21 protein-coding genes and 1 pseudogene are annotated in these 25,516 nt (G+C 57.1%); 1 reads left to right on the top strand and 21 read right to left on the bottom strand.

Annotated features, from left to right (window positions below; all coding sequences use genetic code 11):
- Positions 1-61: 61 nt before the first annotated feature.
- From tssM to FQ192_RS11875, 13 genes are all read right to left on the bottom strand, one after another.
- Positions 62-2,557, bottom strand: coding sequence for a type VI secretion system membrane subunit TssM (tssM, locus tag FQ192_RS11935; protein WP_149658802.1), 2,496 nt, complete (start codon positions 2,555-2,557; stop codon positions 62-64).
- The gene (gene tagF / locus FQ192_RS11930) at positions 2,554-3,480 is read right to left on the bottom strand and encodes a type VI secretion system-associated protein TagF (RefSeq protein ID WP_149658801.1); all 927 of its coding nucleotides are present in this window, start codon (positions 3,478-3,480) and stop codon (positions 2,554-2,556) included. The genes tssM and tagF overlap by 4 nt, the downstream gene beginning before the upstream one ends.
- Positions 3,481-3,511: 31 nt before the next feature.
- Positions 3,512-7,396, bottom strand: coding sequence for a type VI secretion protein IcmF/TssM N-terminal domain-containing protein (locus tag FQ192_RS11925; protein WP_149658800.1), 3,885 nt, complete (start codon positions 7,394-7,396; stop codon positions 3,512-3,514).
- Between the two features lie 30 nt (positions 7,397-7,426).
- Positions 7,427-8,140 (bottom strand): type IVB secretion system protein IcmH/DotU, encoded by a 714-nt coding sequence (gene icmH / locus FQ192_RS11920; protein WP_149658799.1) that lies wholly within the window; start codon positions 8,138-8,140, stop codon positions 7,427-7,429.
- Positions 8,137-9,480 carry a type VI secretion system baseplate subunit TssK gene (gene tssK / locus FQ192_RS11915; RefSeq protein ID WP_149658798.1) on the bottom strand — a complete coding sequence of 448 codons (1,344 nt, stop codon included), beginning with the start codon at positions 9,478-9,480 and terminating at the stop codon, positions 8,137-8,139. Before tssK ends, icmH begins: the two co-directional genes overlap by 4 nt.
- Positions 9,473-10,231, bottom strand: coding sequence for a type VI secretion system lipoprotein TssJ (gene tssJ / locus FQ192_RS11910; RefSeq protein ID WP_149658797.1), 759 nt, complete (start codon positions 10,229-10,231; stop codon positions 9,473-9,475). The genes tssK and tssJ overlap by 8 nt, the downstream gene beginning before the upstream one ends.
- A gap of 23 nt (positions 10,232-10,254) precedes the next feature.
- Positions 10,255-12,858 (bottom strand): type VI secretion system ATPase TssH, encoded by a 2,604-nt coding sequence (tssH, locus tag FQ192_RS11905; RefSeq protein ID WP_149658796.1) that lies wholly within the window; start codon positions 12,856-12,858, stop codon positions 10,255-10,257.
- Positions 12,855-13,925: a type VI secretion system baseplate subunit TssG gene (gene tssG / locus FQ192_RS11900; protein ID WP_149658795.1), complete on the bottom strand. Its 1,071-nt coding sequence runs from the start codon at positions 13,923-13,925 to the stop codon at positions 12,855-12,857. The genes tssH and tssG overlap by 4 nt, the downstream gene beginning before the upstream one ends.
- The gene (tssF, locus tag FQ192_RS11895) at positions 13,889-15,721 is read right to left on the bottom strand and encodes a type VI secretion system baseplate subunit TssF (protein WP_149658794.1); all 1,833 of its coding nucleotides are present in this window, start codon (positions 15,719-15,721) and stop codon (positions 13,889-13,891) included. The genes tssG and tssF overlap by 37 nt, the downstream gene beginning before the upstream one ends.
- A complete protein-coding gene (tssE, locus tag FQ192_RS11890; RefSeq protein ID WP_149658793.1) occupies positions 15,721-16,203 on the bottom strand; it encodes a type VI secretion system baseplate subunit TssE in 483 nt (160 codons plus the stop codon). The genes tssF and tssE overlap by 1 nt, the downstream gene beginning before the upstream one ends.
- A 25-nt stretch (positions 16,204-16,228) precedes the next feature.
- Positions 16,229-17,731, bottom strand: coding sequence for a type VI secretion system contractile sheath large subunit (tssC, locus tag FQ192_RS11885; protein WP_059404744.1), 1,503 nt, complete (start codon positions 17,729-17,731; stop codon positions 16,229-16,231).
- Positions 17,732-17,741: 10 nt separating this feature from the next.
- On the bottom strand, positions 17,742-18,275 hold the full coding sequence (gene tssB / locus FQ192_RS11880; RefSeq protein ID WP_149658792.1) for a type VI secretion system contractile sheath small subunit: 534 nt from the start codon (positions 18,273-18,275) through the stop codon (positions 17,742-17,744).
- 68 nt (positions 18,276-18,343) lie between these two features.
- Positions 18,344-19,093, bottom strand: coding sequence for a hypothetical protein (locus FQ192_RS11875; protein ID WP_149658791.1), 750 nt, complete (start codon positions 19,091-19,093; stop codon positions 18,344-18,346).
- A gap of 640 nt (positions 19,094-19,733) precedes the next feature.
- On the opposite strand from FQ192_RS11875, the gene FQ192_RS11870 reads away from it, so the two are divergent.
- Complete coding sequence (locus FQ192_RS11870; protein WP_256672268.1) at positions 19,734-19,934, top strand: hypothetical protein; 201 nt, start codon at positions 19,734-19,736, stop codon at positions 19,932-19,934.
- A gap of 53 nt (positions 19,935-19,987) precedes the next feature.
- Here FQ192_RS11870 and FQ192_RS11865 read toward each other — a convergent pair whose 3' ends face one another.
- From FQ192_RS11865 to FQ192_RS34415, 8 genes and pseudogenes are all read right to left on the bottom strand, one after another.
- Positions 19,988-20,350 carry a hypothetical protein gene (locus FQ192_RS11865; protein ID WP_256672267.1) on the bottom strand — a complete coding sequence of 121 codons (363 nt, stop codon included), beginning with the start codon at positions 20,348-20,350 and terminating at the stop codon, positions 19,988-19,990.
- Positions 20,340-21,452 (bottom strand): ADP-ribosylarginine hydrolase Tri1, encoded by a 1,113-nt coding sequence (gene tri1, locus FQ192_RS11860; protein ID WP_178129098.1) that lies wholly within the window; start codon positions 21,450-21,452, stop codon positions 20,340-20,342. The genes FQ192_RS11865 and tri1 overlap by 11 nt, the downstream gene beginning before the upstream one ends.
- Positions 21,453-21,958: 506 nt before the next feature.
- The gene (locus FQ192_RS11850; RefSeq protein ID WP_149658789.1) at positions 21,959-22,273 is read right to left on the bottom strand and encodes a hypothetical protein; all 315 of its coding nucleotides are present in this window, start codon (positions 22,271-22,273) and stop codon (positions 21,959-21,961) included.
- Positions 22,274-22,923: 650 nt separating this feature from the next.
- Positions 22,924-23,238, bottom strand: a complete 315-nt coding sequence (locus tag FQ192_RS11845; RefSeq protein WP_149658788.1) for a hypothetical protein — start codon at positions 23,236-23,238, stop codon at positions 22,924-22,926.
- Positions 23,239-23,308: 70 nt separating this feature from the next.
- The gene (locus FQ192_RS11840; RefSeq protein ID WP_149658787.1) at positions 23,309-23,605 is read right to left on the bottom strand and encodes an immunity protein Tsi6 family protein; all 297 of its coding nucleotides are present in this window, start codon (positions 23,603-23,605) and stop codon (positions 23,309-23,311) included.
- A gap of 37 nt (positions 23,606-23,642) precedes the next feature.
- Positions 23,643-23,827: pseudogene (locus tag FQ192_RS34420) on the bottom strand (DUF6861 domain-containing protein); the annotation flags it as partial.
- Positions 23,828-23,832: 5 nt separating this feature from the next.
- On the bottom strand, positions 23,833-24,096 hold the full coding sequence (locus tag FQ192_RS11830) for a hypothetical protein (RefSeq protein ID WP_149658786.1): 264 nt from the start codon (positions 24,094-24,096) through the stop codon (positions 23,833-23,835).
- Positions 24,097-24,104: 8 nt separating this feature from the next.
- Positions 24,105-25,514 carry a DUF6861 domain-containing protein gene (locus tag FQ192_RS34415; protein ID WP_256672266.1) on the bottom strand — a complete coding sequence of 470 codons (1,410 nt, stop codon included), beginning with the start codon at positions 25,512-25,514 and terminating at the stop codon, positions 24,105-24,107.
- Between the last annotated feature and the right edge of the window lie 2 nt (positions 25,515-25,516).

Genomic DNA, 25,516 nt, shown 5'->3' with positions numbered 1-25,516 from the left:
CGGCCTGGGCCGAACTTCAAGCGGGCCCAGGCAGCGGTTTCCTTTCAGAAGCGCGGCCGTCTCAGTTGAGCGCCCGTACTTCGATTTCCACGCGCCGGTTAGGTTCCAGGCACTGAATAAGTTGGGCTCTTGGTTGCTGCATGTTGCATTTGACCAAGGGCTTGGTGCTGCCTTCGCCGACGGCTTCTACCAGTTCACCCGGCACGCCTTTGCCCACTAGGTAGGTCTTGATGGTTTGTGCGCGCTGCCGGGAAACCTGCAGGTTGCCCTGTGGCTCGCCCAGTTGATCGGCGTGCCCGGAGATGATGATTTTGCCGATGTCAGGCGTGCTCAACAGCTTGCCGGCGATGGCGCTCAACTGGCCCTGACCTTCGGTTTTCAGGCTCTGGAAGTCGGCACGGCCAAAGGCGAACAAGGTGTCCGATTCCAGGGTGATGGTCTCGATCGAGCGCAACGATTGCGTGAGCAAACTGTTGATGTAGTTACGCGAACTGGAGGTCAGGAACGCGTTATCGAGGATCCGAGGCACGTCTTCCTCGTGGATCTGGTCGCTGTAGAAATTGATCTGCCGGCTGGCAAACTCGTAATCCTGATTCGAGGCCGAACCGTCATTCGAAGCACCGATGGTTTTGCCGGTCTGGCGGGCAATCGCCGGGTACCAGTAATCTGGCATTTTCGCTTTCAGGATCGCCGGATCAGCCTTTTCGCGTTGGGCACGCGAGAGCATGACGTAGGTGTCCAGCGTGGTCTTGCCGAACGCCGCGATGGACTGCGCCCGGTTGTCGTCAGGCAGCGCCTTGGGTTCGACACTGTCCACGCCGGTCACGGGCAGCAGTTCCTTGCTGTTGCGCTGATACACCTTGAGGGTGGTCAACAGGTACAGCGAGCGGGTCAGGTTGTCGGCGGTCGGCTTGAGCATCACGCTTTCCAGCCGCCTGAAATACTGACTGCGCACCAGCGGCTCGACTTTGTAGCCTTGGTAAAGCCCCAGGCGCATTCGCAACGGCACACCTTCATCGTGGTGCTGCGCGTAGTAATGGGCGGTCCAGAAGCGCATGCGATCCAGCGTTTGCCAGTCGGTGTATTGCCCTGTCGCCGAAGCGTCGGCTTTGGCCGCCTGGGCCAGTTCCGTGGACATAGTCTGCACGGTGTTTTTGTTGTTCACATAGGACCAGCCCAGCAAGCTGCACAGCAGCACCGCGACCAGCCCGGCACCACCAATCCACGCCGCCTTGCGCCGGCGTTCGCGATGGTTGGTGGTGTACAGCGCCACCAGATGCTGGTCGGGAATGATGACTTTGCGGAACAGGCTGTTGATGAATAGCGGACGCGGTTGCGCATCGCCGCCGGCGATCTCTTGATCACTGTCCAGTGAGAAACGCTCGGTGACCTGGCGCGTGTGCCCACCCATTTCCGGCTGGTCGGCGTCGAGTGCACTGGTGAAATAGAAGCCGCGCAGCAGTTCAGCCTTTTGGTACGGGTTGGCGCGCAACAGCGCATCGACGAACAACTGCAGTCTCGGCTTCAGCGCCGCCAGTTCCAGTGGAAAGCGATACACCGCTGAATCCTGGCGGGTGATCTGAATGTCCTGCATGACCAGTTGTTGACTCGCCACCTGCTGCCAATAGTTGACCAACTCGTCCATCGCCACGCCGAATTGACGGCCCCAGTCGGCCTGTTCGTACCCTTTATGGGAAAACGTCTTGCCCATGACTTCGCCGCGGGCAACGTCATCCAGTTGGCGATAGAACGGGGTAAAACCCGGCACCAGGTCACACTTGGTGAACACCAGGTAGACCGGCAGGCGCACTTCCAGCAGCGCATGGGTTTCCTGGATGCGTTCGCGCAGGCGCTTGGCAATACGCTCCTGGTCTTCGAGCGACGTTTGCAGAATGTCGTGAATGCTGACGGTAACGATCAAGCCGTTGAGCGGCCGACGCTGGCGGTGCTGACGCAACAGTTGCAAAAAGGCCCGCCATTTGCCGGCCTCTTCCTGGTTGTTCATGTAGCGACCGGCGGTATCCAGCAGGACGGCTTCGGAACTGAAAAACCAGTCGCAGTTGCGGGTGCCGCCCAGGCCGGCGACACGCGCACCTTCACGCTCCGCATACGGGAAGTTGAGGCCCGATTGATAGAGCATCGTACTTTTGCCGGCTGCCGGCTGGCCGATCACCAGGTACCAGGGCAGGGCATACAGCGCATCCTTGGGATTGCTCCCCCGCGGCTTGTTGCTGTGCAGCCGCTCGATGCTCTGCAACAGGCGCTCGCGCAACAGGCTGACTTCTTCGCGGTCCGCCGGGCTGGCGTTGAGCACCGCTTGATCGGCGTCGTCGCGCAGCAGCCCTTCAAGGTTGTGGTGACGCGACACGCCCCGATAAAGCAGCAGCACGTAACCAGCCGAGAGCAGCAGGAACACGCCGATGCCGGTCAGCAGGCTGTTCAGCGAGCTGAAGTCAAACGCACGACCAATGCTCCACACCACGAAAATGGTGAGGAAAAAACAAACCCCCAGAATGTAGGGTTGGAAGCGCAAGAAGTAATACTTGATCTTGTTCATACGGACTTCAAATCCAGCGCGTCGACACAACGGTCGATAACGTCATCAAGAGGGCGGTCGATTTCCGGAAAGGCGTGTTTTGGGTGGTGCTCATCAAATGCATCGAATGACGCCAGCACGTCATGGCTCTGCAAGCGGTTTGCGCTACTGGTCAGCACACGATAGGCATCGCTGTTGTTTCGTGACGGGAAGCAGATCAGCCGGGGGCGCATAAAGTCGTCTGCCAACAGACTGACCTGCGGCACGCCATTGCCTGCGGTCATTCGCGCCAACCAGGTGATCCACAAATCGGCGGTCGGATTTTTCAAACCTCTTTCCGCCGGCAAGGGCAGGGAAATCCCCATCGGCGTTGGCTGATGCAGATGGCTTTTGAACGCCAGCAGCCGGGTCAGTACGGCATTGGTGACGAATTCCGGGTAAGCGCCTTCCAGCGCGGTGGCGATGTCGCGCAGGTTGAAGTTCACCAGGAACTTGTCATGCACGCGCCGGAACAACTCGAAATCCTGACCTTGCAACGGGCGCAAGGCCTTGATGCGGTCGAACAGCACGGACGTACTTTCGCCCTGGGTGGCCATGTGCAGCAACGGCCTGATCTGCCCGCTGAACAGTTCGCTCAGGGTGAAAGGATTGACCAACGTCCCGGAGTCGCTGGCTTTGACCGTTTGAAAAATGAAAAACGGATAACGCCGCTGGCTGGAATCCCTCGAGCTGATCAAGCCGCCGACCAACCAGTTGCCACTGCGTGCGCGGTAGCTGAAAAAGCACACCGGTAACGCGTCGAACAACGCTCGCCAGTCCTCAAGAGGCTGCAGGGCGGCCAATGCGCCTTGCAGCCAGGCATCGAACTCGCAGACGTCGTCGGCTGCACCGTGCAGGCTGACGAAGTCCGGGCTCGCGGGCACTTTTCCGAAACAGCCAATCATTGGCCGTGTCCCTGATTCAAGGCGAGCGTGCTCACTGGACCCGTCCGCCGCTGGCGTTGAGTGCACTCAGTGCCTTGACGTTCGCCAGGTCGGTCAGCTTGACGCCACCGTAGTTGCGCACGGCGAGGCTGACCTGGCCACTGGCGGTGTTCCAGCTGAAACGTTGCTGGATACCATCCAGATCGCTGACGCGGGCGCTGTCATTCATGCGCAACAGGCCCCAGCGACCGGGGTAATCGAACACAGTGATGCGTTCGCCGCTCAGCGTGATCACGTCCATGCGCGCACCCGGTGCGGTGGTGGTGCCCGGCCAGGAGAAGCGGCTCCAGCTGGTCTTACCGTTGCGATAGTGCTGCACCTGCCCGTCCAGGGTGAAGATGATGTCGGTGAACCAGGCCGCTGGCTCCAGCATGATCTCAAAACCGTTTTCCCGGTCCGACAGGCTGGCAATGACCTGGCCCAGTGAGCTGGCCTTGTCGATGCTGTTGACCATGTTCGGATTGACCAACGGCGTTGCTTTGCTGGCGCTGCTCATGCCGAGGCCTTCGCCCCCGGACAGATTGCCGATTTCGTTGCGCTTGAAGTTCGGCAGCAAGCCGGATTCCGGGTCGACGAAACGCTGCAGGTCCTTGACCGAGGCTTCATTGCGACTTTCTGCCGCGATCGGGTAACGGTGCGCCATGACTTGTTCCCAAGGCTTGGCGATCTGTTGTGCCCAGGCCTTGGCGATCTGCTCGCCGGCCGGATCGCGCAGGGTTTCCCAGGCGAACTGAATCGGCAAACTGAACAGGCCTTGTAGCGAAGTCGACAGGCCGCCCTGACTGGTGTCGACGGTGGTCTCCACGTAGTTGCGCACGCTGGTGACTTCGCTCGGCTGACCTTCCAGCGTTTCGCTGATCAGTTGCTTGCTGCTTTTGCCGACGTCTTGAGAGCGCTGGATGTTGTTCATCCGCACTTTGAGTTTGCGCAACGCCGCCAGGTAGCGATCCATGATCGTGCTGTCGGCGCCCTCGGCGTTTTGCACGGCGAAGACCCGCGACACCGGCTCGAAGCGCTTGGCCAGGCTGCCGTCGTCTACCGCAGGCAACGGCGAAATCAGTGCATTGGGCGAGGTGTCCTGCCCATCGAAAATCCCCGTGACTTTGCCCCAGAAACCGTCATCGTGCTTGATCCCCGGTTGCTGCGTTTCACGCAGTGCAGGCACATCCCATTGGGTGTTGTCGTTGACCGCTGCCAGCAGGTTTTTCACCGGCGAGTTCTGCACGTCGCTTAGCAGCGACAGTTGTTGGGTCGCGTTGGCCATGTCAGTGAAATGGCGAACACCGACGCTGTCGATCAGGGTGTACCAGGCTTGGGTGTAGTCGCGTTTGTAACGCGTCATGAACTCACGGATGAAGTTGGCTTTCTGCACAAGGCTGTCGCCGCCTTCGCCATCGAGCACCCAGTCCGATTCGTTTTGCAGGTTGCCCGACAGCAGTTTGATCAGCTCAGGCTTCACAAACTGCTCCCAACCTTGACGGGTGAAAATCGCCGGCACCGCTTCGCTGCCGTACAACAGCTGACGCCCTGGCAGCGGCACCAGATCGCTCAGGCCCACGGCCGGGAACTGGCGGCTGGACTCCAGTTGCAGGCGCAGATATTCACGGTCCACCAGCGAGCTGGAAATCATGAACGACTTCAAGCTATTGCGGGTTTCGCTGATCAATTGCTCGTTACGTGGCAGGGACGGCGCCTGGCCATTTTTCAGCAGTTGCACGTAGACCGGCGAGTTGTCCTGAATAACTGCTGTGCTGACCGGGTTGTCGGTATTGGCGGTGTTGGCCCAGGCAACCGGCAACGCCGCGCCGACGAACTCTGGCTCAGGATGGGTTTCAGGTTGCGTCAGCATCAAGTAGAGCTTCAGCGCGTTATAGGACTCGATGATGGAGGCGACCTGGCGCTCATCCAGTCGACCGAGCATTTCCTCGGACAACGAGAGCCCGCCGGTGGTCGCCGACAGTTCTGCGGCGTCGCTCGCCGTGGCCGGATTACGCAGTGCGGTCAACGCATCCCCGCGCACCTTGTTCGCGGAACCCTTGGCCGCAGCGCTCAAACGACTGGTGACATCCCCGGCGCTGCGCGGAACGCTGCTCAAGCGGGTTGGCAGTTTCAGCCCTTGCGCGCGCGCCTTGGCTGACGGACTGCCGGCCTTGGCGGGCGCCGCCGCGAAGCTGTTCTGCGGGTCCATGGTTTTTGCGAACTCATTGAAGGCGCGCATCTGCAATTGAAGTTGCAGGGTGATCGGTTCGAGCGCCTGAGTACGCAACTGCTGCAAATAAGCAGTCTGTGCGACGCGGTAGATGTCGTCACCCCGATAGAGGCCAGCGCTGAGTTGCAGCGGTACACCTTTGGCACGGTACTTCTCGATGGCGGCGAGTTGATCGCGGAGCAGTTCCAGGCCTTGGCCCGAGGCCAGCAACTCGGCGCGCTCCGGTGATTGCTGCAGCTCGTTGAGTTGCTCGCGCAATGCGGCCAGCCACTGACGGTTGTTCTGGAAGGACAGGGTTTGCCAGCCAATGAACACCAGTGCGGCGAGCACGGCCACGCCCAACAAGGCCGGGCTGAAGGATTTATTGTGTCCGGAACGCGACTGGTAAAGCGTCAGGTCGCGGTCCGGGAAAATCACACGGCGGAACGTATCGGTAATGAAATAGCTGCGGTCACTGATTTTTTTGCCGCTGCTTGGCGTGTGCTTTTCGTGCTCGACTTCCGGCAGCAGCGAAAACGACTCGGCGAGATCATCTTCATACACTTGGCTCAGTTGCTGATCGGTCTGCAGGGCACTGGTGAAATACAGGCCACGCAGCAACAGTTGCGTACCCGAATGACCGGTCTGGGCGAAGTGCTGGAGAAACTGTTCGAGCACCACCGACAGTTCGGAAAAATAGTTCGGGAAGTTCAGCAGCGCGCTGTTGGCATCGGCGCCCAACGCAATCATCTGCGCGTCGACGTGACGGCGAATATGACTGTGCAGGTTGGCCAGCTTGGCATCCAGCACCGGGCGCAAACCCTGGTTGCGGATTTCCGACAAACCGAAGGTCATGCCCAGCGGTTGCTGACGTTCGTTCAGGTCCAGGCCTTCAAAAGCCTGGCTGAAACCCGGCAGTTGATCGGTCTTGCTCAACATCAGGTAGATCGGCGGGTTGGCGTCCAGGCAGTCGGTGTATTCCTCGATGCGTGACACCAGTTGCGCGGCGAGCTCGTTGCGCTCGGTGGCGCTGGCGGCCAGCAGTTCAGGCAGGCTCACCACCAGCACCAGGCCGTTGACGGCGGCTTTGTTGCGTTGCTTTTTCAGCATCCGCAGGAACGCGGCGAATTCGCTGGCCGACTGGTCGTCCCGCAGGTAGCGACCGGCCGTGTCGATCATCACGGCCTCAGGGCTGAAGTACCAGTCGCAATGTTGCGTACCGCTTTGTGTGTCATTGGCGCTGTTGGCGATGCTCGCGGACAGGCCGGAACGTGTCAGCAAAGAGGTTTTACCGGCACCGGACATGCCGATGACCAGGTACCACGGCAAGTCATACAGCGCCGACGAGCCGCCGCCACCGGCCGAGCGGTCGGTGCGCAGCATCGCGATGGCGTGCTTGAGCCGTTCGCGCAGCACTTGCTGGTCGCGGAATTCACCGGTGGATTTAAGCGATCGATCGACCTCGATCTGCACCAGGTTCTCAAGGTTGTGCTCAGCGCGGATCCGCTTGTACTGACGCAGCACAATGATCAGCAAATAGAAGGCGCTGATGATCGCCATCGCCTCCAGCGTGTAACCACGCAACCAGCTCACGTGCGGTGCCGCGAACCAGCCAACCACCAGGCTCGCCAGCCACAGCACGGGGATGACAAACCAAAAGCTTTTCAACAAACGCAATAATGTCTTCATGTCTTCCTGACTCGATTACCTGAGGTGTGCTCAGGCACTGAACAGCTGGCTGATTTGTTCGGACAATGCGGCTACGTCCTTGGCCAACAGCCAGTCCAGCGTCAGGTAAACACCCACGCAGACCAGCGCAATGAGCGCCAGATAGAGCCAAACGGGAACTTCATGGCGCAGCATCTGCGAGACCTGGTCGGGCAATGCCCAATCCGGCGAGAGCGCCTTGGGCGTCTTGCGGTATCGCGCGATGTCCTGGCCCAGGGTGTTGGCCAGATAGCGCAATTGGTCTTTTTGACCGAGGCTGAATTTGCCTTCGAAACCCAGCGCCAGACACAGGTGATAGACCTCAAGCACATCCAGGTTTTGCTTGACGTCACTGCGCAACGAATCGATTTTCTCGAAAAAGCCTTCGCCCGCCAGGTGCACGCCGAAGTAGCGGAACTGCAACGGCTGCAGTTCGAAGTGACGACGCAGGTCGTTTTCCCCGGAGCGCAACACGCTTTCGTCGAGGAACGCACACAGGGCGTATTGCGTATCCTTCACCTGTTCAACGCTGTAGTTGGCGTTACGGGCTTCGCGTTCCAGTGTCGAGAAGAAGGCATCGATGCTCGCCTCAAAAGCGATGACCGAGGTCACTTGACGGCCTTTGCGCACGATCAGCGCCATGCTGATGAAGTCTTGCACCAGGTCTTTCAACACCGGTTTTTCAGTTGCGGCCGCCACGGCGCCTTGCATTACGGCTTCGTTCATTTGAGTACCGCCATCAGTTCAAGCTTGAGATTGGTAAAGGCGCTGGGTGCGTAAAAAGAGATGGCCTGGGCACTCATCATGCGTTCATACACCCGGCCATGGGGCTCGATGGAGAAGTAGTGATTGTCCAGTCGCACTGGAATCGCGTTCGGTAAGCGGGTCGAGTGATTGAGCGTGACGCCGGGCATGGCGCTGTTGACCACGACTTCAATGTCTTCCGGCGAGCCGACCTTGAACGCGCGCGGCACCAGTTCCAGCAGGCTGGAACCGGGCATATCGGCGTGCACCGAAATATAGAAATCCGCCTCGGCCAGGCGCGGATCGAGCAGCTGTCCCTGCCAGTACGAAGGCTTGGTCTGGGTCAGGTTGATCATCACGCACTGGTTAGGCACGACGTTGTCGAGCAGTACACGAATCATTTCATCGAGCTTGACCAGTGAGGCCGCCGGGTCGTGATGGTCATACTCGGGGATGTCGTTGAGTTGCGTGTCCAGCGAAAACGTCAGCAAGCCGCCCGCGAGTTCCGCCAGAAACAGATACAAGCGCTCGGGGTGCAGGCGCGGGTGGGCGAGCAAGTGCGCCAGGCCCGGGTGCGCACGGTTCACCGTGTTCAACAGCCAGAACAAGGTCACGTCGCTGGAGCCGAACTCGGCAATCTGGTCCGCGCGTTCGCGACGACGACCCGACAGCGCCTTGCTTTTGGATTGCAGCGCGCCGAGCAATCGTTTGCCCAGACCGGTCAGGGTTTCGTGAGTGCCGACATGCAAGGTCGGGTGCACGAAGTGTGCATCGAGGTTGAAGCCGCCGATGTTGTTGCGCGACAGCCGGGCGATCGGGCAGTGGCTGTAGCCATCCAGGTTATCGCCGTCGATCAGCATCACCACGTTCAGGCGCAGGCTGGTGATTTCGTTCTCGAGGTCGCCTTCGTTGAGGTCCGGCAAGGTGTCGAACTGCTTGCGAAACCGCCGTGCGCTTTTTTGTTCCTGGCCGTCTTCGACGTAATTCATGCCGAACGGCTCAGGCAGTTTCAGCGCGGCGTAGACCTTCAGGTCGTTGCCCTTGAGCAAGTCCTTCAAGTCACGCGCTGCCGGCAGCGGGTCATGCTGCGGCGCGTCGTACAGGCTGCCGTCGGGAAACACCAGTTTCAACCGTTTCAGCTGCAAAGAGCCGGTTGCGAGCGCCTCTTCATCGACCTGCAGCATTTGCACACCCCAATGGAAAGGCGTGTTGCGCAGTGTCGACTCTGCCAACTGATGCTGGTGGAACTCATCCTGATATTGGAAGTGTTGTGGCAAAAGGAACATGCCTTCCGACCACATCACCCGGCTTTGCTTACTCATGAACGCCTTCCAATAGAGAGGTTAATTTTGACTCGGTGGCTTTTTGCGCGGAGCTGGTCGCCGTGTCTTCAGCCTGTTGCACGGCCGCGTCCTGCACACGCTGGGTGAGGGTTGGCTTCGCTGACGGGTCGGGCAGGGCAGAGGCTTGGGCGAGCTGCTCCTGAGTCTTGGGTTTGTTCAAGACATCGACACCGTTCACGGCGGAAACGGTGTTGTTGTCCACCAACACCCGCAGGCCATCGGCGGAAAACCAGATGCCATCCTTGCGCAGCGAGTTGGCGTCAAACGCAACCTTCCAGCGGCTGTTTTCATCCGAGCGGAAAAACGCGGCAACGCCGACGTAGCCTGCGGCCTTGTTCAACGGCCACTTGTCGACCTGGCCCATGCCCGGCAGCAAGGTGATTTCACGGTTTTCGAGCAGCGTATTGCCGAGGGCTTTTTGCGGGTCGTCCCACAGCGTGTCGGCGTCGATCGACGAAAAGCGCTCCAGCGATGTCAGCTGATACACGCGAATCACTACGGACAGCGGTTTGCCGGACTCGTCGGGATTGAGCTGATTACCGCCATCCGACGTCAGGATGACCTTCTCGTTATCGTCGAACAGCATGTCGCCGGCCCATGTATCGTCGACCCGCTTGCTGACACGGTCGGTGACGCCACAGGCCGTCAACGCCATCATCAATGCCACTGCGGTCAGGCATTTTGCCAATGCCGGCTGCGCAGGGCGCTTCCTTGAATGTCTGTTATCCACGATGGCTACCTTTAAATACTCATTCAGCACAGGCTGTAGGCGAAATCGCCGTCGCTGCCCAACGCGATGTTCAAACTCTGGATCGGCTTGTCCTGCGCCATCCGCTCCAGGACCCGTTGCGCCAGTTCCGGCATCAGGGTTTTCGACAGGATGTTGTCGATGTTGCGGGCGCCGCTGTCGACTTCTGTGCAACGCGAGGCAATGGCTTTGACCAGTGCTTCGTCGTAGTTCAGGACGGCTTGATGGTTGCGCTCGAAACGCTTGCGGATGCGTTCGAGTTTGAGCGCGACAATGCGCTCCAGAATGGCGTCCTTGACCGGGTAGTACGGGACGATGGTCAGGCGGCCGAGGAACGCCGGTTTGAACACCTGGTTCAACTCCTCGCGCAGGCCTTCGACGATGTCTTCCGGCGTCGGTTGCTGCTCGGCATTCAGGCACCACTGCATGATGCGATCGGTGCCGGTGTTGGAGGTGAGGATGATCACGGTGTTGCGGAAGTTGATCTCCCGGCCTTCACCGTCATCCAGCACACCTTTATCGAACACCTGGAAAAACAGTTCGAGCACGTCCGGATGGGCTTTTTCCACTTCATCCAGCAGCACCACGCTGTAAGGCTTGCGCCGCACGGCTTCGGTCAGCACGCCGCCTTCGCCATAACCGACGTAACCCGGTGGCGAACCCTTAAGGCTCGATACCGTGTGGGCTTCCTGGTACTCGGACATGTTGATGGTGATCAGGTTACGTTCGCCACCGTACAGGGTGTCGGCCAGGGCCAGCGCGGTTTCGGTCTTGCCGACACCGCTCGGGCCGAGCAGCAGGAACACCCCGATCGGCTTGTTCGGGTCTTCCATGCGTGCGCGGGATACCTTGATGCGCTTGCCGATTTCCTGTAGGGCGTGATCTTGTCCCAGTACCCGTTCGCCCAGCAGCGCGGGCAGGCGCTGGACGGTGTCGATTTCGTCGCGGAGCATTTTGCCCAACGGGATGCCGGTCCAGCCGGAGATCACTTCGCCAATGGTGCCGCCATCCACCAGGGCGTGCACCAGCGGTTGTTCACCCTGGACGCTGGTCAGCTCGGCGCGTACCGCTGCAATCTCGCGGGCATCGGGTGTCTGGTTGTCCGGATGGCTGAGCGCGCCGAGTTTTTCCACCAGTTCCAGTTCGCGTTGCCACTGTTGCTCCAATGCATCGCGGGTTTGCTGTTGCGCCAGTAACTCGGTGTCGAGGATCGCCAGGCGCCGGGCATGGTCGCTGCCTTTGGCGGCTTCTTGCTGCAGCACCGAGATTTCAGCCTGAAGGTTGTCGATGGTTCTTTTGCAGTCTTCCAGCGGCCCCGGCTGCGACGATTGGCCGAGGGCGACCCGCGCACAGGCAGTGTCCAATACGCTGACGGCCTTGTCCGGCAACTGGCGCCCGGTGATGTAGCGATTGGACAAACGCACGGCTTGCACCAGCGCTTCGTCCATCACCGTAACTTTGTGGTGATCCTGCATCTTGGCCAGCAGGCCGCGAAGCATGTGGATCGCCTTGTCTTCGTCCGGCTCCTCGACCTTCACCACCTGGAAGCGACGTGCCAGGGCGGCATCTTTCTCGAAGTACTTCTTGTACTCGGCCCACGTGGTCGCCGCGATGGTGCGCAATTCGCCTCGGGCCAAGGCTGGCTTGAGCAGGTTGGCTGCGTCGTTTTGCCCGGCCTGGCCACCGGAGCCGATCAGGGTGTGGGCTTCGTCGATGAACAGGATGATCGGGTGCAGGCTACGCTTGGTTTCTTCGATGACCGACTTGAGGCGGCTTTCGAACTCGCCTTTCACCCCGGCACCGGCCTGGAGCAAGCCCAGGTCCAGGGTGTGGATGGCCACGTCTTTAAGCACCGACGGCACATCTCCGTGGATGATGCGCAGCGCCAGGCCTTCAACCACGGCGGTTTTACCGACGCCGGCTTCACCGGTCAGGATCGGGTTGTTCTGGCGCCGACGGGTGAGGATGTCGACCATTTGCCGAACCTCGAACTCACGTCCCAGCACTGGATCAATCCGGCCTTCGCGCGCACTTTGCGTCAGGTTGATGGTGTATTGATCGAGAGCCGGGGTCTTGCCGTTGCCTTTAACCGTACTGCGCGCAGCGACGTCCGCACCCGCCAACGGCTTGGCTTGCTGCGATTCGGCGCTGCCTTCGACCAGCGCGCCGAGGTTGACCCGCAGGTCGTCGGCATTGATTTTTTCCAGCTCGGGGGCGGACGCGATCACTACCCGGCGCAGCTCGTTGTCATCCAGCAATGCTTGCAACAGATAACCGGTGCGAATCTGCCCTTGCCCGAACTCGATAGAGGCCAGCACCCAGGCTTGCTCGATCATTCGCGTAATGTGCGGCGACAGTGCAGGCGTGCGAGTGTTGCCTTTTTTGAAGGTCCCCAGCGCGGTCACCAACTGAGCCTGCAGGCGATCCGGCACCACATCGTAGTGACGCAGAATGGCCGGCAGGTCGTTGTCGTTGCTGTCGAGCAACTGCAATAACAGGTGCTCGATCTCGACGTCGTAATGCTGTTCCGACAAGCACAAGGCCGCGGCACTTTCGGTGGCGGTGCGGCTGGTGTCGTTCAGTTTGGCAAACAGGGACTTCAGGTTCACAGGGAGACCCCATCAAAAGGAATGTGGAAGAGGGCACAACGGGAAGGTTCCACGTCGACACCAGGACGTTTGAGCCAGCCTTGCCAGCCCAGTGCAACGTTGCCCTGGCGACCGAGGCGGGCCACGGGGACTGCTTCGGGTTTGAGCCGGGGCGACAACTGGAAGTCCAGTTCGGCGCCGACGTAGAACCGCACCAGCTCCACCAGTTTCTGGTAGTCGACGGTGCCTGGCTGGAAGCGCTGATAGTCGACCAGGTCCAGCGGACCCAGCTCGATGCGCACGCACGATTGGTAATCCCAGACCCGGTTACCGGCGACTGCGCTTTGCCCGAGCGCGGCGTTTTTGCGGCCCAATTGCGTGCATTGGCTGGCGTCGAGTTTCAGCCAGCGTCCGGCAAATGGCTTGACCTTGAATGGCAGCGAAAAATAGAAGGACAGCATCACTTCAAGGTTCAGTGAGTTGCGCGGCTTCTGGGCAAACAGGCCGGAGAAATAGCTGAACAATTCGCGCCGCAGCGGTGAGCCTTGCTTGTCGAATTTCTGCTTCTGCGCCTCAGGCCCGAAGCCCACCAGGTTGAGCAGGTAGCGATCGAAGTCCGAGGTGCCGTTGCGTTCGTATTCGATGTAGAACTTGTATTTCTGCCAGGCCTCGTAGAACAGCGTGGTCATGCGATGCGAGAACATATCGAGGAAGGCGTGGGCCGCATCATCTCGGTGCTGGATATGCCGCTCGATCAACAACTCGGTGTAGGGACGCGGTAACACGCCGGACGGCCCGACCAGTCCCATGAACGTGACTTGCACTTCAGACAGGGGCAAACCTGCCGCGGACACCTTGCCTTCACGCTCAAACTGCAAGTCGCTGACTTCACTCGCAGGGAAGTTCAGCGACAGCTGCGAGCGAAAACGCAAAGGGTCTTCGTGCGGTCGAGTGTCCAGGTCCATGCGCCCGGTTCTGCTGTAATGCAGACGGAGCAAACGCACCAATTGGAAAAACTCGAATCGGTGCGGCTCAGCCCGTGCCTGATCGATCAGACCAGGGGTTGATCGCCGGTTCGCGGTGGCCATTGGACGACTCTCTTTTCGCGCTGCAAGGTGCGAAGGGTTAATTGGGTAAAACTGTTCATGGTGCAGTACTGGCCAAAGAAGTGGTCGAGCACCATGCCGAACAAAAACACACCGCTGCCGGTGTATTGGCTTTCATCGAAATTGAGGGTGATACCGACGCCTCGGACAAAGTTCGGACGTGGATGGCCGATACGTGCCACCACCGGCTCGCTGCTGACCGAGACAATCCCGTTGATCTGTTTGCGCAGCGCCGACACATTGCGGTAGTTGTAGAGCGACAGCAGCTCCAGCAGCACTTCGCGCCCCTGGGACACCAGCGACATGTGGTTGAGCGAGAGGTGCGAAATCAGCCGCCAGATCACCCCGTTACCCAGCGGCACGCGCGCGGTTGCGGTGGGTTTGCGCAAGCAGCGGATGTCCTGGATCACCGAGTTGCCGGGGATGTTGAAGTCTCCGCGCTCACCGCCGAACGGCAGCATCAACGGCAGGTCACGATTGCTGCAGGTCAGGCGCAAGCTCAAGGTGTCGTTGCTGGAGTTGATCAACTCCAGTTCGCGATCCACCACCCGGATAAACACATCCGACCCATCACGCTGGCGCGACTGCACCGGCCGACGTCGTGCGATCCAGAAGCTCTGGCCGGGACCTTGATCGCCACGCGGTTCGAAGAACGGATGACAGGTGCTGACCTGATCGACACCGCCGACTTTGCGCACCCGACGCACACGATCGATCGACACCACTTCCGCCGAGCCTTGCAGGCGCACATCCGGCGTTACTGCATACTCGTGCTGGGCGTGGGTCAACTTGATCGGCTCTGCCTGTTGGCGGAACAGATTGATGATCGGCGTGCAGTTGAGCTTGAAGTTATTGCGCCCGATGTTCTGCGTCAGGCGCGCCAGGCGATCGCTCAGGTCGTAGTCCGAAAAGTAGAAGTTGATCTCGATTTTCTCGAGGTTCTGGCCCGCTAACAACCGCGCAAAACCCGACAGGTCGAAGAACATGAACTTGTCCGGGAAGGTGAAGTACTCGTGCAGCAAGCGATAACCCAGGAACGAGCGCTCCGAATAATCCACCAGGCCTTCATCGCGACCATAACCGACGGCTTTCAGCGCGTTCGCTGGCAGCGAGATCTCGCGGGTTCGCCCCTCATCCTCGAACGACAACGTAGCCTTGGCCAGGTTGTTGAACAGCAGCTCATAGAGCTGCAGCATCAGGGTGCTTTCGCCATCGAGGAAAAAACGCAGGCTGTCCAGTTCCATCTTGCCGAACAACACATCAGAGGTCGCCGTCAGGCCGATGCGCAGGCGCGCGACCAAGTCAGCGCGATGACCGTTGAACGCTGAGCGTTCCATTTCAATGAACGACGCTTGATGCACTGCCACCGGCCACAGTTCAACCGGGTAGCAAGTGCGGAATTTGCACACCACGCCATCAATCGGGTTGGCGCTGAGTTCGGTGTGGCGGGCGACGCGGAAGGCTTCGGTGACCTTTTCCTGCTTGCCCATGTTGAACTCGACGATCGACATCGACGGGGTAGGGCGCAGGTAATGCGGGTACAACACTTCGAGAAACGACTCGACGATTTCCGGCAGCTCATCGTCGAGTTTTTTGTGCACGCGGGCCGACAGGAACGAGAACGCTTCGATCAAGCGCTCGGTATGCGGGTCTTCGCAGTTATCGCCCTCGATGAGCAACCGCGAAGCAATCTTCGGGTACTGGCTCGCGAACTCCTGCCCTAAAAAGCGCAGGTGCGACAGTTCCTTTTCGTAATAGGGCAGCAGATCGTCGAGCATCAGTTGAGGTTCTGCACTTTGTATTCCTGGGTGTTGACCTGCAGCACCGCGTCGAAGGAAACCTGACGGGTGATGTCCTGCAGGCGCAGTACTGCGTCCACGCGGAAGGTCAGCATGCGTTGGCCGGTTTGTTGGGCGAGCAGTTGGACTTTTACGCTGCGAAACCGTCGATCGCCGACGGTGATCGCTTTCTCCAGTTGTCGTTGAATCAACAGGCGGTCTTGTGGATCAAGCACGCTGCGACTGGTGAAATCCGGCATGCCGTAGTCGAGGATGGTTCCGCCCAGATTGACGAAACCCTCCAGCTCGTTGGCGACCAGGGACTGGCGCGTGTTGACCAGCACCTCCAGGTCGCGAACGATGCTGGCCTTGTAATCGGCCAGCGAACACAAGCGTTGCGATGAAGCTTCCATGGATTGATGCGGATGATCGTCCAGCAATCGATCCAGCAACGATGGCAACAGCTTGTGTTGACTACTCATATAGCCTCCCTGGCAATGGTGTGGATCAGCCGCGAGTCGATTGCGGCAATTCGGCGACCAGGCGCAACGAAGCGGTCAGCTCGTCCAGTTGGTAATGTGGACGCAGGTACGTCACGGCCTTGTACACACCTGGTTTGCCGGGAACCTCGAACACTTCAGCCCGCGCTTCGCGCAACGGGAATTTGGCCTTGGCTTCCTGGCTGGCGGTGTCATCCAGCAGCACATAGCTCGACAGCCACTTGTTGAGGAACATCTCGACGTCCTTGCGGGACGCGAAGCTGCCGATCTTGTCGCGCATGATCGCCTTCATGTAGTGCGCGATGCGCGACGTAGCGAAGATGTATTGCAGCTGCGCGGAAAGCCGGGCGTTGGCGTTGGCGATGTCGGTGTTGTAGTGCTTCTGTTTCTGCGCCGACTGAGTGCCGAAGAACGCGGCGTAGTCGGTGCCTTTGCAGTGCACCAACGGAATGAAGCCAAGGTCCGACAGCTCTTTTTCACGACGGTCGGTGATGGCGATTTCGGTCGGGCACTTGAGGGCGATTTCGCCGTCATCGGTTTTGAACGTGTGCGTCGGCAGGCCTTCCACCAGACCTCCACCCTCGACACCGCGAATCGCCACGCACCAGCCGTAACGCGAGAACGCGTCGGTGACCCGAGTGCCCAGCGCGTAGGCGGCATTCATCCACAGGTACTTGTTGTGGTCGCGGCCATCGACGCTTTCCACGAAGTTGAATTCTTCAACTGGCGTGGTATCCGGGCCATAAGGCAGGCGACCCAGCACGTGCGGCAACGTCAGACCGACATAACGCGAGTCTTCGGAGGCGCGGAACGACTTCCACTTGGCGTATTCGACGGTGTCGAAAATCTTCGCCAGGTCCCGTGGGCCGGACATGTCGGTAAACGAATCCCAGCCGAACAGCTCAGGCGAAGCCGCCGAGATAAACGGTGCATGGGCCGCGGCGGCGACATGGGAAATCTCTTCGAGCAGGTACATGTCTTCGGGGCTGCGATTGAACTCGTAATCACCCAGCAACATGCCGAACGGTGCACCACCGAAGGTGCCGTACTCTTCTTCGTAGATCTTTTTGAACAGCGCGCTCTGGTCGAATTCGGAGGCGGACTTGAGGTCGCGCACCAAGTCTTTCTTCGACGCATTGAGCAGGTGAATCTTCAGCGTGGTGCTGGTTTCGGTCTGGTCCACCTGATACTTCAGGCCACGCCACGACGCTTCCAGTTGCTGGAATTCGCGAGCATGCATGATTTCGTTCATCTGCTCGGAGAGCATCGCGTCGATTTCGGCGATGCGCGCATCGAGCACGGCAATCAGGTCCTTGCTCGGCGTCATTTCGCCTTCGAGCACCTGGCTGACCAGTTCGCCGATCAAATCACGTGTGCGGGTGCGCTCAGTCTCGGAGCGCGCCACACGGCTTTGCGAAATGATGCTGTCGAGCAGCGAGGATTGCGGGGCGAAGTTTTCCACTTCAACCAGATCGCCGTCCTGTTGAGTCACGGTTTGCTTATCGTTCATCTTCAGGCTCCTACTCTTTGCCATCGGTGGCTGGAACAGCGGCTTCACGGCCGAATTCCTTGCCCAGCGTTTTCAACTTTTCGGTGTTCTGCAACACGTCCATGAGCAGCTCTTCGAGCTTGTCGTTGCCGCCCATTTTGTTGCGCAGATCAGCCAGCTTGTTGCGCACTTCCAGCAGCTTGCGCAGCGGCTCGACCTGCTTCACCACGTTCTGCGGCTCGAAGTCTTCGAGGGCGTTGAAGTTGAGCTCGACGCCCAACTGCGTGCCGTTCCTGACCAGCGTGTTGTCGACCCGATAACTCAGGCGCGGCTTGATGCCCTTGAGCACGCCGTTGAAGTTGTCGCGGTCGATGAAAATGAACTTGCGCTCTTTGAGCTTCGGCAGCGGCTCCAGCGGGTTGCCGGAGAAATCGCCCAGCACACCGACGACAAAGGGCAGCTCTTTCTTTTCCTGAGCGTCACCGATATCCACGTCATAGGTGATATGGACCCGAGGCGCGCGAACGCGGTCGAGTTTGTGCTGGGTACTTTCCTTCTTCGCCATCGTGATCTCCTGTGCGAACCAATTCGCTGCAAGTCGTTTGCGTTCCGGCCAGCGGGTGGCCGGGCGCGTTACATTCCTTCGATCGTCAGCAGAAGGCGCTGACGGATTTCATCGTTCATTTCAATAATGTTTTCGTGCCCCACCAACTCTTCGAAGCTGGTATTGCCGGCGATCTGCGTGCTGCTGCGGATAACCGATTCGTCCGGCAATTGGGAGCGCACCGGTGAGCCGATGACGCAGAAGGGCAGGTCACCAAAGTCTTTGAGGCGCTCGAAACTGAGGGGGAAGCGCAGGCCGCCAAACAAACGGCCCAGGCCAGGTGACTGGCTCAGGCAGTAGAACAACACCAGGTAGTGCACGACGAAGCGGTACAACTCGGCGCTGCTGCGATTGGGGTCTTTGATGACGGTGCGAAAGCGCGCCAGGTCGAACGAGTTGAAGCCCACGACCCAGCGCACAGGGCTGGTGATGCGGATGGTCTGGCCGCTTTGCGAGAGCACCTTGTCGTACTCCAGCGGAAACAGTTCCGGCGTCGTGCCGATCAGGTTGAGAGGCACTTCCAGTTCATTGACCAACTGAAAGGGCGTTGCCGACCCGATGCGGTCGTAGAGTTCCTTGAACTCCTTGAAGTGGTGCTGGGTTTCGCGGCCGCTGCTGCGCTGCGCGCCTTGCAGGTATTCACCGAAAAACGTCTGCGGACGGATCAGCAATGCGAGGGTCGACAGATAATCCGAAGCCTGCGCCTTGAGCGCATCGGAAATGACCCGGGTCTGGCTTCGCAATTTGATCAGTGCTTCAACGTCAAACGTCTGAGTCATCGGTGTATCTTCCTTGAACTCTTTACGACCGCTTCCCGATTCTTCAGGGAAAACGTGAAGAGCTACGAATTTCTCAATTGAGCACCTGTTCACAAAGTGCGATGGCCGACGTTTCTACATCGGAAATGCACATTGGCAGGAATTTGTAGGAACACGGTGCTGGCATATGGATGTCGAGTGGCCAGCAACGTCGTATATGGCAACATCTCGAATAGAAAAGTTCATACAGAAAAGGATTTTTTCTCGTTTTTGATACATGCCGCAATGATGTCCGCTTGCCATTAGTTGACGGATCTGTCTGACAGAAGACTCTGAAACCTAGCAAGTTCAATGGTTTGAGAAGGATTATGGATCCAATTTCCAAGTGAAATTAATTTGAAAAAAGGTGAACCGGTTCACCAAATTCAGGTTCGGTGAGTTCCAGCTAAAATGTGAACGGAGAAAAAGGGAGAATTTATTGCGCCTGGAAGTGATGGCAATACAGAGTATTTGGAATAAGGAAAAAGTTTATTTCGTTGCTCTGTTTGTAGGACGGCATTGCGGGGCTGCATAGGGTTGGCATCGCTGTATAGCGCGTTCAGTGCCATTACGTCCCAGGGAGCTTTCGCGACGGGCCGGCAAATGCGCAAGGAACGCGCCCATGCCAGAACTGGCCTTGCGCCCGTTCTATGCGCCTGATGTGAGGCTCGACAAGAAAAAACGCTCGGTCCAGTTGCAGCTGATGCAGTTTTGTCGTGACGACAAGAAACTCAAGGAGAAGGAGTTGGCGGAACTGATTGGTACGTACCTGAACGCAGGAACGGCGCGGCATTTGTTGCAGCAGCGCTATGAGCAGGCGTAACGGAGGGGGCGCTGGCAGCCGCTGAGGTTGTCAGCCATTGAGTGAGCGGTGTCCTATTTTTCAAAAGCAGCAACGCTGACGGCGCCATTGTGCAAGTCGACCAAGTAGCTGAGGCCATTCCAGTTACCGGCAATCACCGCCGCATCTTTGTCGCAGTAGAGGTTCATGTAGGGCTTGTCGACTTCCGTGCCATGGGGGCTTTCTTCGATTTGCCAGAGCAGTTCACCGTGCATCGACAGTGCGAAGACGTTTCTATTGAAAATCACATCGGGCGCGGGCTCGACCAGAATCAACAGCCTGTTGTTGTGTTGAAAGGCCTCTTTGACGGGGTAAGGCAGGTAAATGGGTTGACCTGCTATCCATAGGGTTCCGTTTTCAACACGATGCCACGTTTCGGTCATTTCTTTAATTCCCATAAATCACTTCGTCCATGTCGTCATGGGGTGGGGCGTTTTCGAATAACTGTTGCGCCAGGTGTTGTATATGTTCTGACCAAGCAATCGTTTTGACCCATTCTTCAGGGATGCCCGTCACTCCGTACAGCGCCCCGGCTATCTGGCCGGCCGTAGCTGCCACGCTGTCGGCATCATCCGCCAGATTGGCAGCCAGCAGGATCGCATCCTTGAAGTTGTCCGTGTTCCAGACTGCCCACAGAGCTGCTTCCAGCGTATCGATGACGTAACCAGAGGAACGTATTTGATCGCGGTTTTTTTGTTTGTATTCGCCAGCGTTGATGATCAAGGGGCGGGGATACAAAGCACGAACCATTGGCGACAAGGTTTCTTCTTTGTCCGCCCCATTGAGGGCCAGGTGCAGTTGAGCGCCCAGCAGTTCGCAGCTATTTACCGCCTCTACAGCCCGGTGAGTGCAACGGCTTTGCGCCGAGCTTTCTCGCCAAGTGCCGGACAAAGAGTGGCGGCGGAAGATGGCGGTGGGTGCCAGTCTGATGATTGTTCCATTGCCAGCTGTGGAGGGGTGATCGTTGCCGTACCAGTCAACACCATGGGTCAGTAGTCCTTCCAGCGCGGTACGAGTGGCATTGCCAATGTCAAAACATTTTCCGTTATGGCTGTTTTCGCCATTTTTATACCAGCGACAAAGCCGTTGTGTGTAATCGAGGAAATCGAAATTATTGTTTGCTACGTAAGTGTCTGCGAGGGCCAGCGCCATGCTCGTATCGTCAGTCCACTCTCCCGGTTTTAGCTTGAAGGGACCACCTCCGACCATATCATTAACATGCTCTCGATCACGGGGCAGAAACTCCAGCGTTGTACCCACTGCGTCGCCGATCGCCAACCCAAGCAGGCAACCCTTTGCTCGGTCCAGCGCCTGTTCTTCAGTGAGGGTGCAAGGTCTGGAAGACAGCCAGCCAGGCTTCTCGTTTGCCAACTTGGGGGCGTCCGGCTGCAACATGAAATCCATGCGTTGACGCAGTTGAGGGGATGGAGGTGGGAGGAGATGGTCGTAGCGCTCAGTGTATTTGGAGAGCGCTTCGTTTGAGCTTCTTAAATCGATCATGGGCTCTCTCCCGTTTGGTGTGCTCTCAAAGATACTTTCATTCTGGGCAACTTGGGCGTGGTCATGAGGAATTTAGCTTCGATCAAACGTGTCCCATAACACCTTTCGAATTGTGTCCAGCCGTGCGTTATCTGCGACTCGTTGCTCAACGGTATCTCTATCAATATAGACGTCAGAAAATCCTGCTTTGGTTCCTGCCATTGTTCTATATATGGATGTTGCTTCGCTCCACTCGTTACTGTCCGACAAAGGATCTTCAGAAAGAATTCGAATTATTGCATATATACCAGAATCAAAATTTCTACAGCGTTCTTTGTGAAAGATTTCTTTGAGCTCAATCAGCAGTGTTATGCAATGTGAGTTTGTCATGATTTTTTTATTCGCCCAAAGAGTGCTGACTTCACTTCATGTGTACTCATTTTTTCTTTGAAGAGTTTATAGGCTTCCCATGCCGTCTACCTGAATACGCACTTCCTGATTGCCGATCATTTTGCAAGGCCAGCTATTTACGGTCTGACTTTCTTCATGATTTCTTCTATCATTTTAAGCGTGCCCGAGCCGCGGCCGTCGATAAGTTCAACATAAAAGTTGCTGTAAGCATCCGAAAGCTCCCGATACTTCCGAAGGTTTGACTCATCCATGATGCGATGGCCTGGTATATCCCTTGCTTCAACTTGGGTGTTGATTTCACCGCGCTCAGCTGCGGATATCAAACATTCCATTTGTTCGTACAAAGTCAGCGCTGCCGGTTCTTTTTCTTTATACGAATCAAGTTGTTTTCGCAATTCCATTGCGGTCTGTTTTAACGCTAGAATATCCATTGCTAATTCCTAGTTTGCGATTTCGCCAATGAGCTTTACTGCAGACCGCTCTTGCCGATTAGGCACTAGATACTGAGCCGTCTCTCCTGTTCTCGTGATTCTACCCCCGAATTCTACCGTTGGCGCGACCTTGCTAACGAAAACCTCAGTAGGCTCAAGTGGCTTAACTTCAAAAATAGAATATCTGGAATTTTCACTAATGACCGGCAAGCCGAGGGCATCTGCTAGAGATTTATCGGACTTGGCTGCCGCCTTCAATTCTTCCATGGTAGTGAAAAATGGTGAGTAGTCGGAAATGCCTTTTTCACCCACAGGTACGATTTTAAGAGCTAATACATCGAAAACGAACCGATCTTGATTGCTAACAGTACGAAGCCAGAGCGCCCAGCCTGAAAAACAGAAGAGGCATTGAGCTTTTAGAAGTGCGTAATCGTTTGTGCACTTCGATCTATTCCTTTGATGGGAGGTTGGAAAATTTTATACTCATAATAACGTCAACTGTTGCAGTCACCCGGCGCCAAGGTGATTTCAGCAATTCAAAATTTCTACAGCGTTCTTTGTGAAAAATTTCTTTGAGCTCAATCAGCAGTGTTATGCAATGTGAGTTTGTCATGATTTTTCTTTTCGCCCAAAGAGTACTCGACTTTGCTTCATGTTTTACTGATTTTTTCTTTGATGAGTTTATAGGCGCCCCAATCTCGGCCACCTATTAATTCAATATAGAAGTTGGTGTAAGCGCTTTTGAGGTCGCTATAGTCCCTGAGATTGGTTTCATCGAACAGTCGGTGGCCAGGGATTTCTCTGGGTTCAATATTCTCCGATAAGGCGCCTCGTTCAGCTGCTGATAGTAGTGAATCTAGTTGACTGTATAGCATTGCCACTGTTTGATTTTTGTCTTTAAAGGATTCGAGCTTTTCACGTAATAGGCGTGCGGCTATTTTCAGTTCATTAATATTAGTTTTCATTTTATCTGCTTGCTGAACCAATCGCCCAACTGTGCCTTGAGCCAGCACAGGGTTGGCGATTCGCCTCCAGTCATTTCGGTAATACTATTTTTAGCCCATTTGCCGATTGCTCAGCTATGTAGTAGACATCCATCAGCGCCCTTGCCAGTTCGGCATCGGTGTCTTCGAACTCTTTTGCACCGATAAATCCCAGTGTCAGATCGTGCAGTCTGGACTTGTCCTGTTCGGTTCCATCAAATACCGACCTAACGTACATAAGCTGGTTTATCAGCGACGTATATACAGGAAGCTGTGGGCAGCCATCACGTCGATCGATGGTGATCGCAAGGGCTTTGTCGACGTATTCGAGTGGGGTCGAAGGTTTCATCATTCACCTGAACTGATTAGCTTAAAGCCTTCCTTTTACCCTGGCCCTTCAGGCCAGAAAGTTTGATTCCTTCCTCCGAGTGCCAGGCTGTGGCCATGTCTTCCTGAAATGTAGACAGGCAGGCGAGTAGCCCTTGGTAATTGGCAATGGCGGACAAGCCCAGGTCCATGAGAATCAGATTTCCGACTTGCAGCCGATACCGGCCCCAGGGACAACTCCGGGTTGTCTTAGATAGCCGAGCCTCTGTTAGTTCCAGGCTTCTCAATTAGCAACTCGTCCAGTTCTCTACGACGGCATTTCATAACGAATTCCACTGCGGCATCAATGTCTTTTTGAAAAAGTTCGAAGCTTGCGCGATCTATTTCGTAATATTCCTCATAGTCAACCATGCCGTTGCTAACTGGAAATGAAACGTAGAACCTCCCGGAGGTTTCCTCGATTCCTATCGAAAAAAGTTCCTCGCGATTTACATAAATGTCTTGAAATTTCATCGTGTTCTCTACTTTAAAGGAGTTGTCTTAAATAGCTCCGAGGAGATCTTCCCGGCGTCAATTACTGCTTCAAGGTTACCATCTGGCAATTTTCCGCCCGGAAGCCAAAACTGGTTGGCGCCCGCTTCATTGCCAGATGGGATGCGCAGCCCTAGTTTGTCAGGAGAAGGAATATCAATACGCACAAGTGTCTCTCTCTCCAAAAAGCCTTCTGGAAGACCGAGTGCCTTTTCCATGGCTCCTTTGTCGCCAGCGGCCTTAGCCAAAATTTCGTCTACTTCATGGTTGGCCATGATGAATGAAGTACCATCTTTTTGAGCTATTCCATATTTTTCAAAGTTAGATTTTGGCATCAGACGTGAAGCGCCTTTCTGAAATTGTGCAAGGTGCTGAGCGATATAATCGGGATTTAGATATGTCGTCGGATCCGGCCTCGAGCCTTTTGGTATTGCGAGAATATCACCCGCAGTGAAGCCAGGTTTGAACATAGGAGGATTAATGTCTACCGGCCGCCTGTCAGAACGTTCGCGCGCCGGAGGGGGCTCCTGTCTCGTCAACCGCACCGGCTCATTCACCCTTAACGCCGGCTCCGCCAGCAACTTCTGCTCATTCCTGGCGAGCCACCCAGCCAATTGCTTGTTCGATATCTCGGCCTGAAGCTTCGCGCTGCGCGTCGCGATGCTTTCCATGCTGCCCACGACACCGGCTTTCACCTGGCCGCGTGTCAGGTAGGTGACGATGGCAGTGAGCAGCAGCAATACCAATTGCTCTTGCCCGCGAGCCAGTTGTCGCGCCGCTCGTTCGATACGTTCCTGCACCAATGCGGCAGAACCACCAGTAGGGTCCAGGCCGGCAGGTTTGACGCCTTCTTCCGAGTGCCAGGCCGTGGCGATACCTTCTTGCAATGTAGATAGGCAGGCGGGTAGGCCTTGGTAAAAATATTCGGCGATGGCAGACAAACCCAGGCCCATAAGAATCAGGTTACCGACTTGTAAACCAATTCCCCCGCCCACTATGGCTCCAGGGCCAGCCCCGACGCCAAATGCGAAGGCACCCGCTGCGCCCCCGGCGATGGTGCCGACCGCAACGCTACCGCCCAGAATCATTGAGACTTCTTTGACCAGCTGCAGCAGCACAGGGAGGATCTGCTCGATTTCGATCGAGGCCCACTTGCGCTTGAGGTCCATCTGGATGATCGGGTAGGAGAGCGTCATGGCGCGAGTCACCGCATCGATCCGGTGCCCGCCCATGTAGCCATAGGCTTGGCTCGCGCCGTTGCCGACGCGTCGGGTGAAACCGTTCCAGTTGTCGTGAGCGCTTTGCAAGCCCTCATTGACGCCCTGGTTCAGTTCGCTGAATTTCTGATCGAGATTTCGTTCGACGTCGGCCCAGTTGGGCACATTCGCTAAAAGATCCATTT

Source organism: Pseudomonas sp. ANT_J12 (assembly GCF_008370045.1).
Taxonomy (GTDB): Bacteria; Pseudomonadota; Gammaproteobacteria; order Pseudomonadales; family Pseudomonadaceae; genus Aquipseudomonas.
Note: the sequence above shows the minus strand (reverse complement) of the source record. Positions and strands in the feature narration are given on the sequence as shown.

Coding starts and splice junctions, on each gene's coding strand:
- tssC (WP_059404744.1), bottom strand. CDS start 17,731: ATGAACGATAAGCAAACCGTGACTCAACAGGACGGCGATCTGGTTGAA.
- tssB (WP_149658792.1), bottom strand. CDS start 18,275: ATGGCGAAGAAGGAAAGTACCCAGCACAAACTCGACCGCGTTCGCGCG.
- tssF (WP_149658794.1), bottom strand. CDS start 15,721: ATGCTCGACGATCTGCTGCCCTATTACGAAAAGGAACTGTCGCACCTG.
- FQ192_RS11870 (WP_256672268.1), top strand. CDS start 19,734: ATGCCAGAACTGGCCTTGCGCCCGTTCTATGCGCCTGATGTGAGGCTC.
- FQ192_RS11850 (WP_149658789.1), bottom strand. CDS start 22,273: ATGGATATTCTAGCGTTAAAACAGACCGCAATGGAATTGCGAAAACAA.
- tssG (WP_149658795.1), bottom strand. CDS start 13,925: ATGGCCACCGCGAACCGGCGATCAACCCCTGGTCTGATCGATCAGGCA.
- FQ192_RS11865 (WP_256672267.1), bottom strand. CDS start 20,350: ATGGGAATTAAAGAAATGACCGAAACGTGGCATCGTGTTGAAAACGGA.
- FQ192_RS11840 (WP_149658787.1), bottom strand. CDS start 23,605: ATGAAACCTTCGACCCCACTCGAATACGTCGACAAAGCCCTTGCGATC.
- FQ192_RS34415 (WP_256672266.1), bottom strand. CDS start 25,514: ATGGATCTTTTAGCGAATGTGCCCAACTGGGCCGACGTCGAACGAAAT.
- FQ192_RS11875 (WP_149658791.1), bottom strand. CDS start 19,093: ATGACTCAGACGTTTGACGTTGAAGCACTGATCAAATTGCGAAGCCAG.
- FQ192_RS11845 (WP_149658788.1), bottom strand. CDS start 23,238: ATGAAAACTAATATTAATGAACTGAAAATAGCCGCACGCCTATTACGT.
- tagF (WP_149658801.1), bottom strand. CDS start 3,480: ATGATTGGCTGTTTCGGAAAAGTGCCCGCGAGCCCGGACTTCGTCAGC.
- tssK (WP_149658798.1), bottom strand. CDS start 9,480: ATGAGTAAGCAAAGCCGGGTGATGTGGTCGGAAGGCATGTTCCTTTTG.
- FQ192_RS11925 (WP_149658800.1), bottom strand. CDS start 7,396: ATGAAGACATTATTGCGTTTGTTGAAAAGCTTTTGGTTTGTCATCCCC.
- tri1 (WP_178129098.1), bottom strand. CDS start 21,452: ATGATCGATTTAAGAAGCTCAAACGAAGCGCTCTCCAAATACACTGAG.
- tssM (WP_149658802.1), bottom strand. CDS start 2,557: ATGAACAAGATCAAGTATTACTTCTTGCGCTTCCAACCCTACATTCTG.
- icmH (WP_149658799.1), bottom strand. CDS start 8,140: ATGAACGAAGCCGTAATGCAAGGCGCCGTGGCGGCCGCAACTGAAAAA.
- FQ192_RS11830 (WP_149658786.1), bottom strand. CDS start 24,096: ATGAAATTTCAAGACATTTATGTAAATCGCGAGGAACTTTTTTCGATA.
- tssE (WP_149658793.1), bottom strand. CDS start 16,203: ATGAGTAGTCAACACAAGCTGTTGCCATCGTTGCTGGATCGATTGCTG.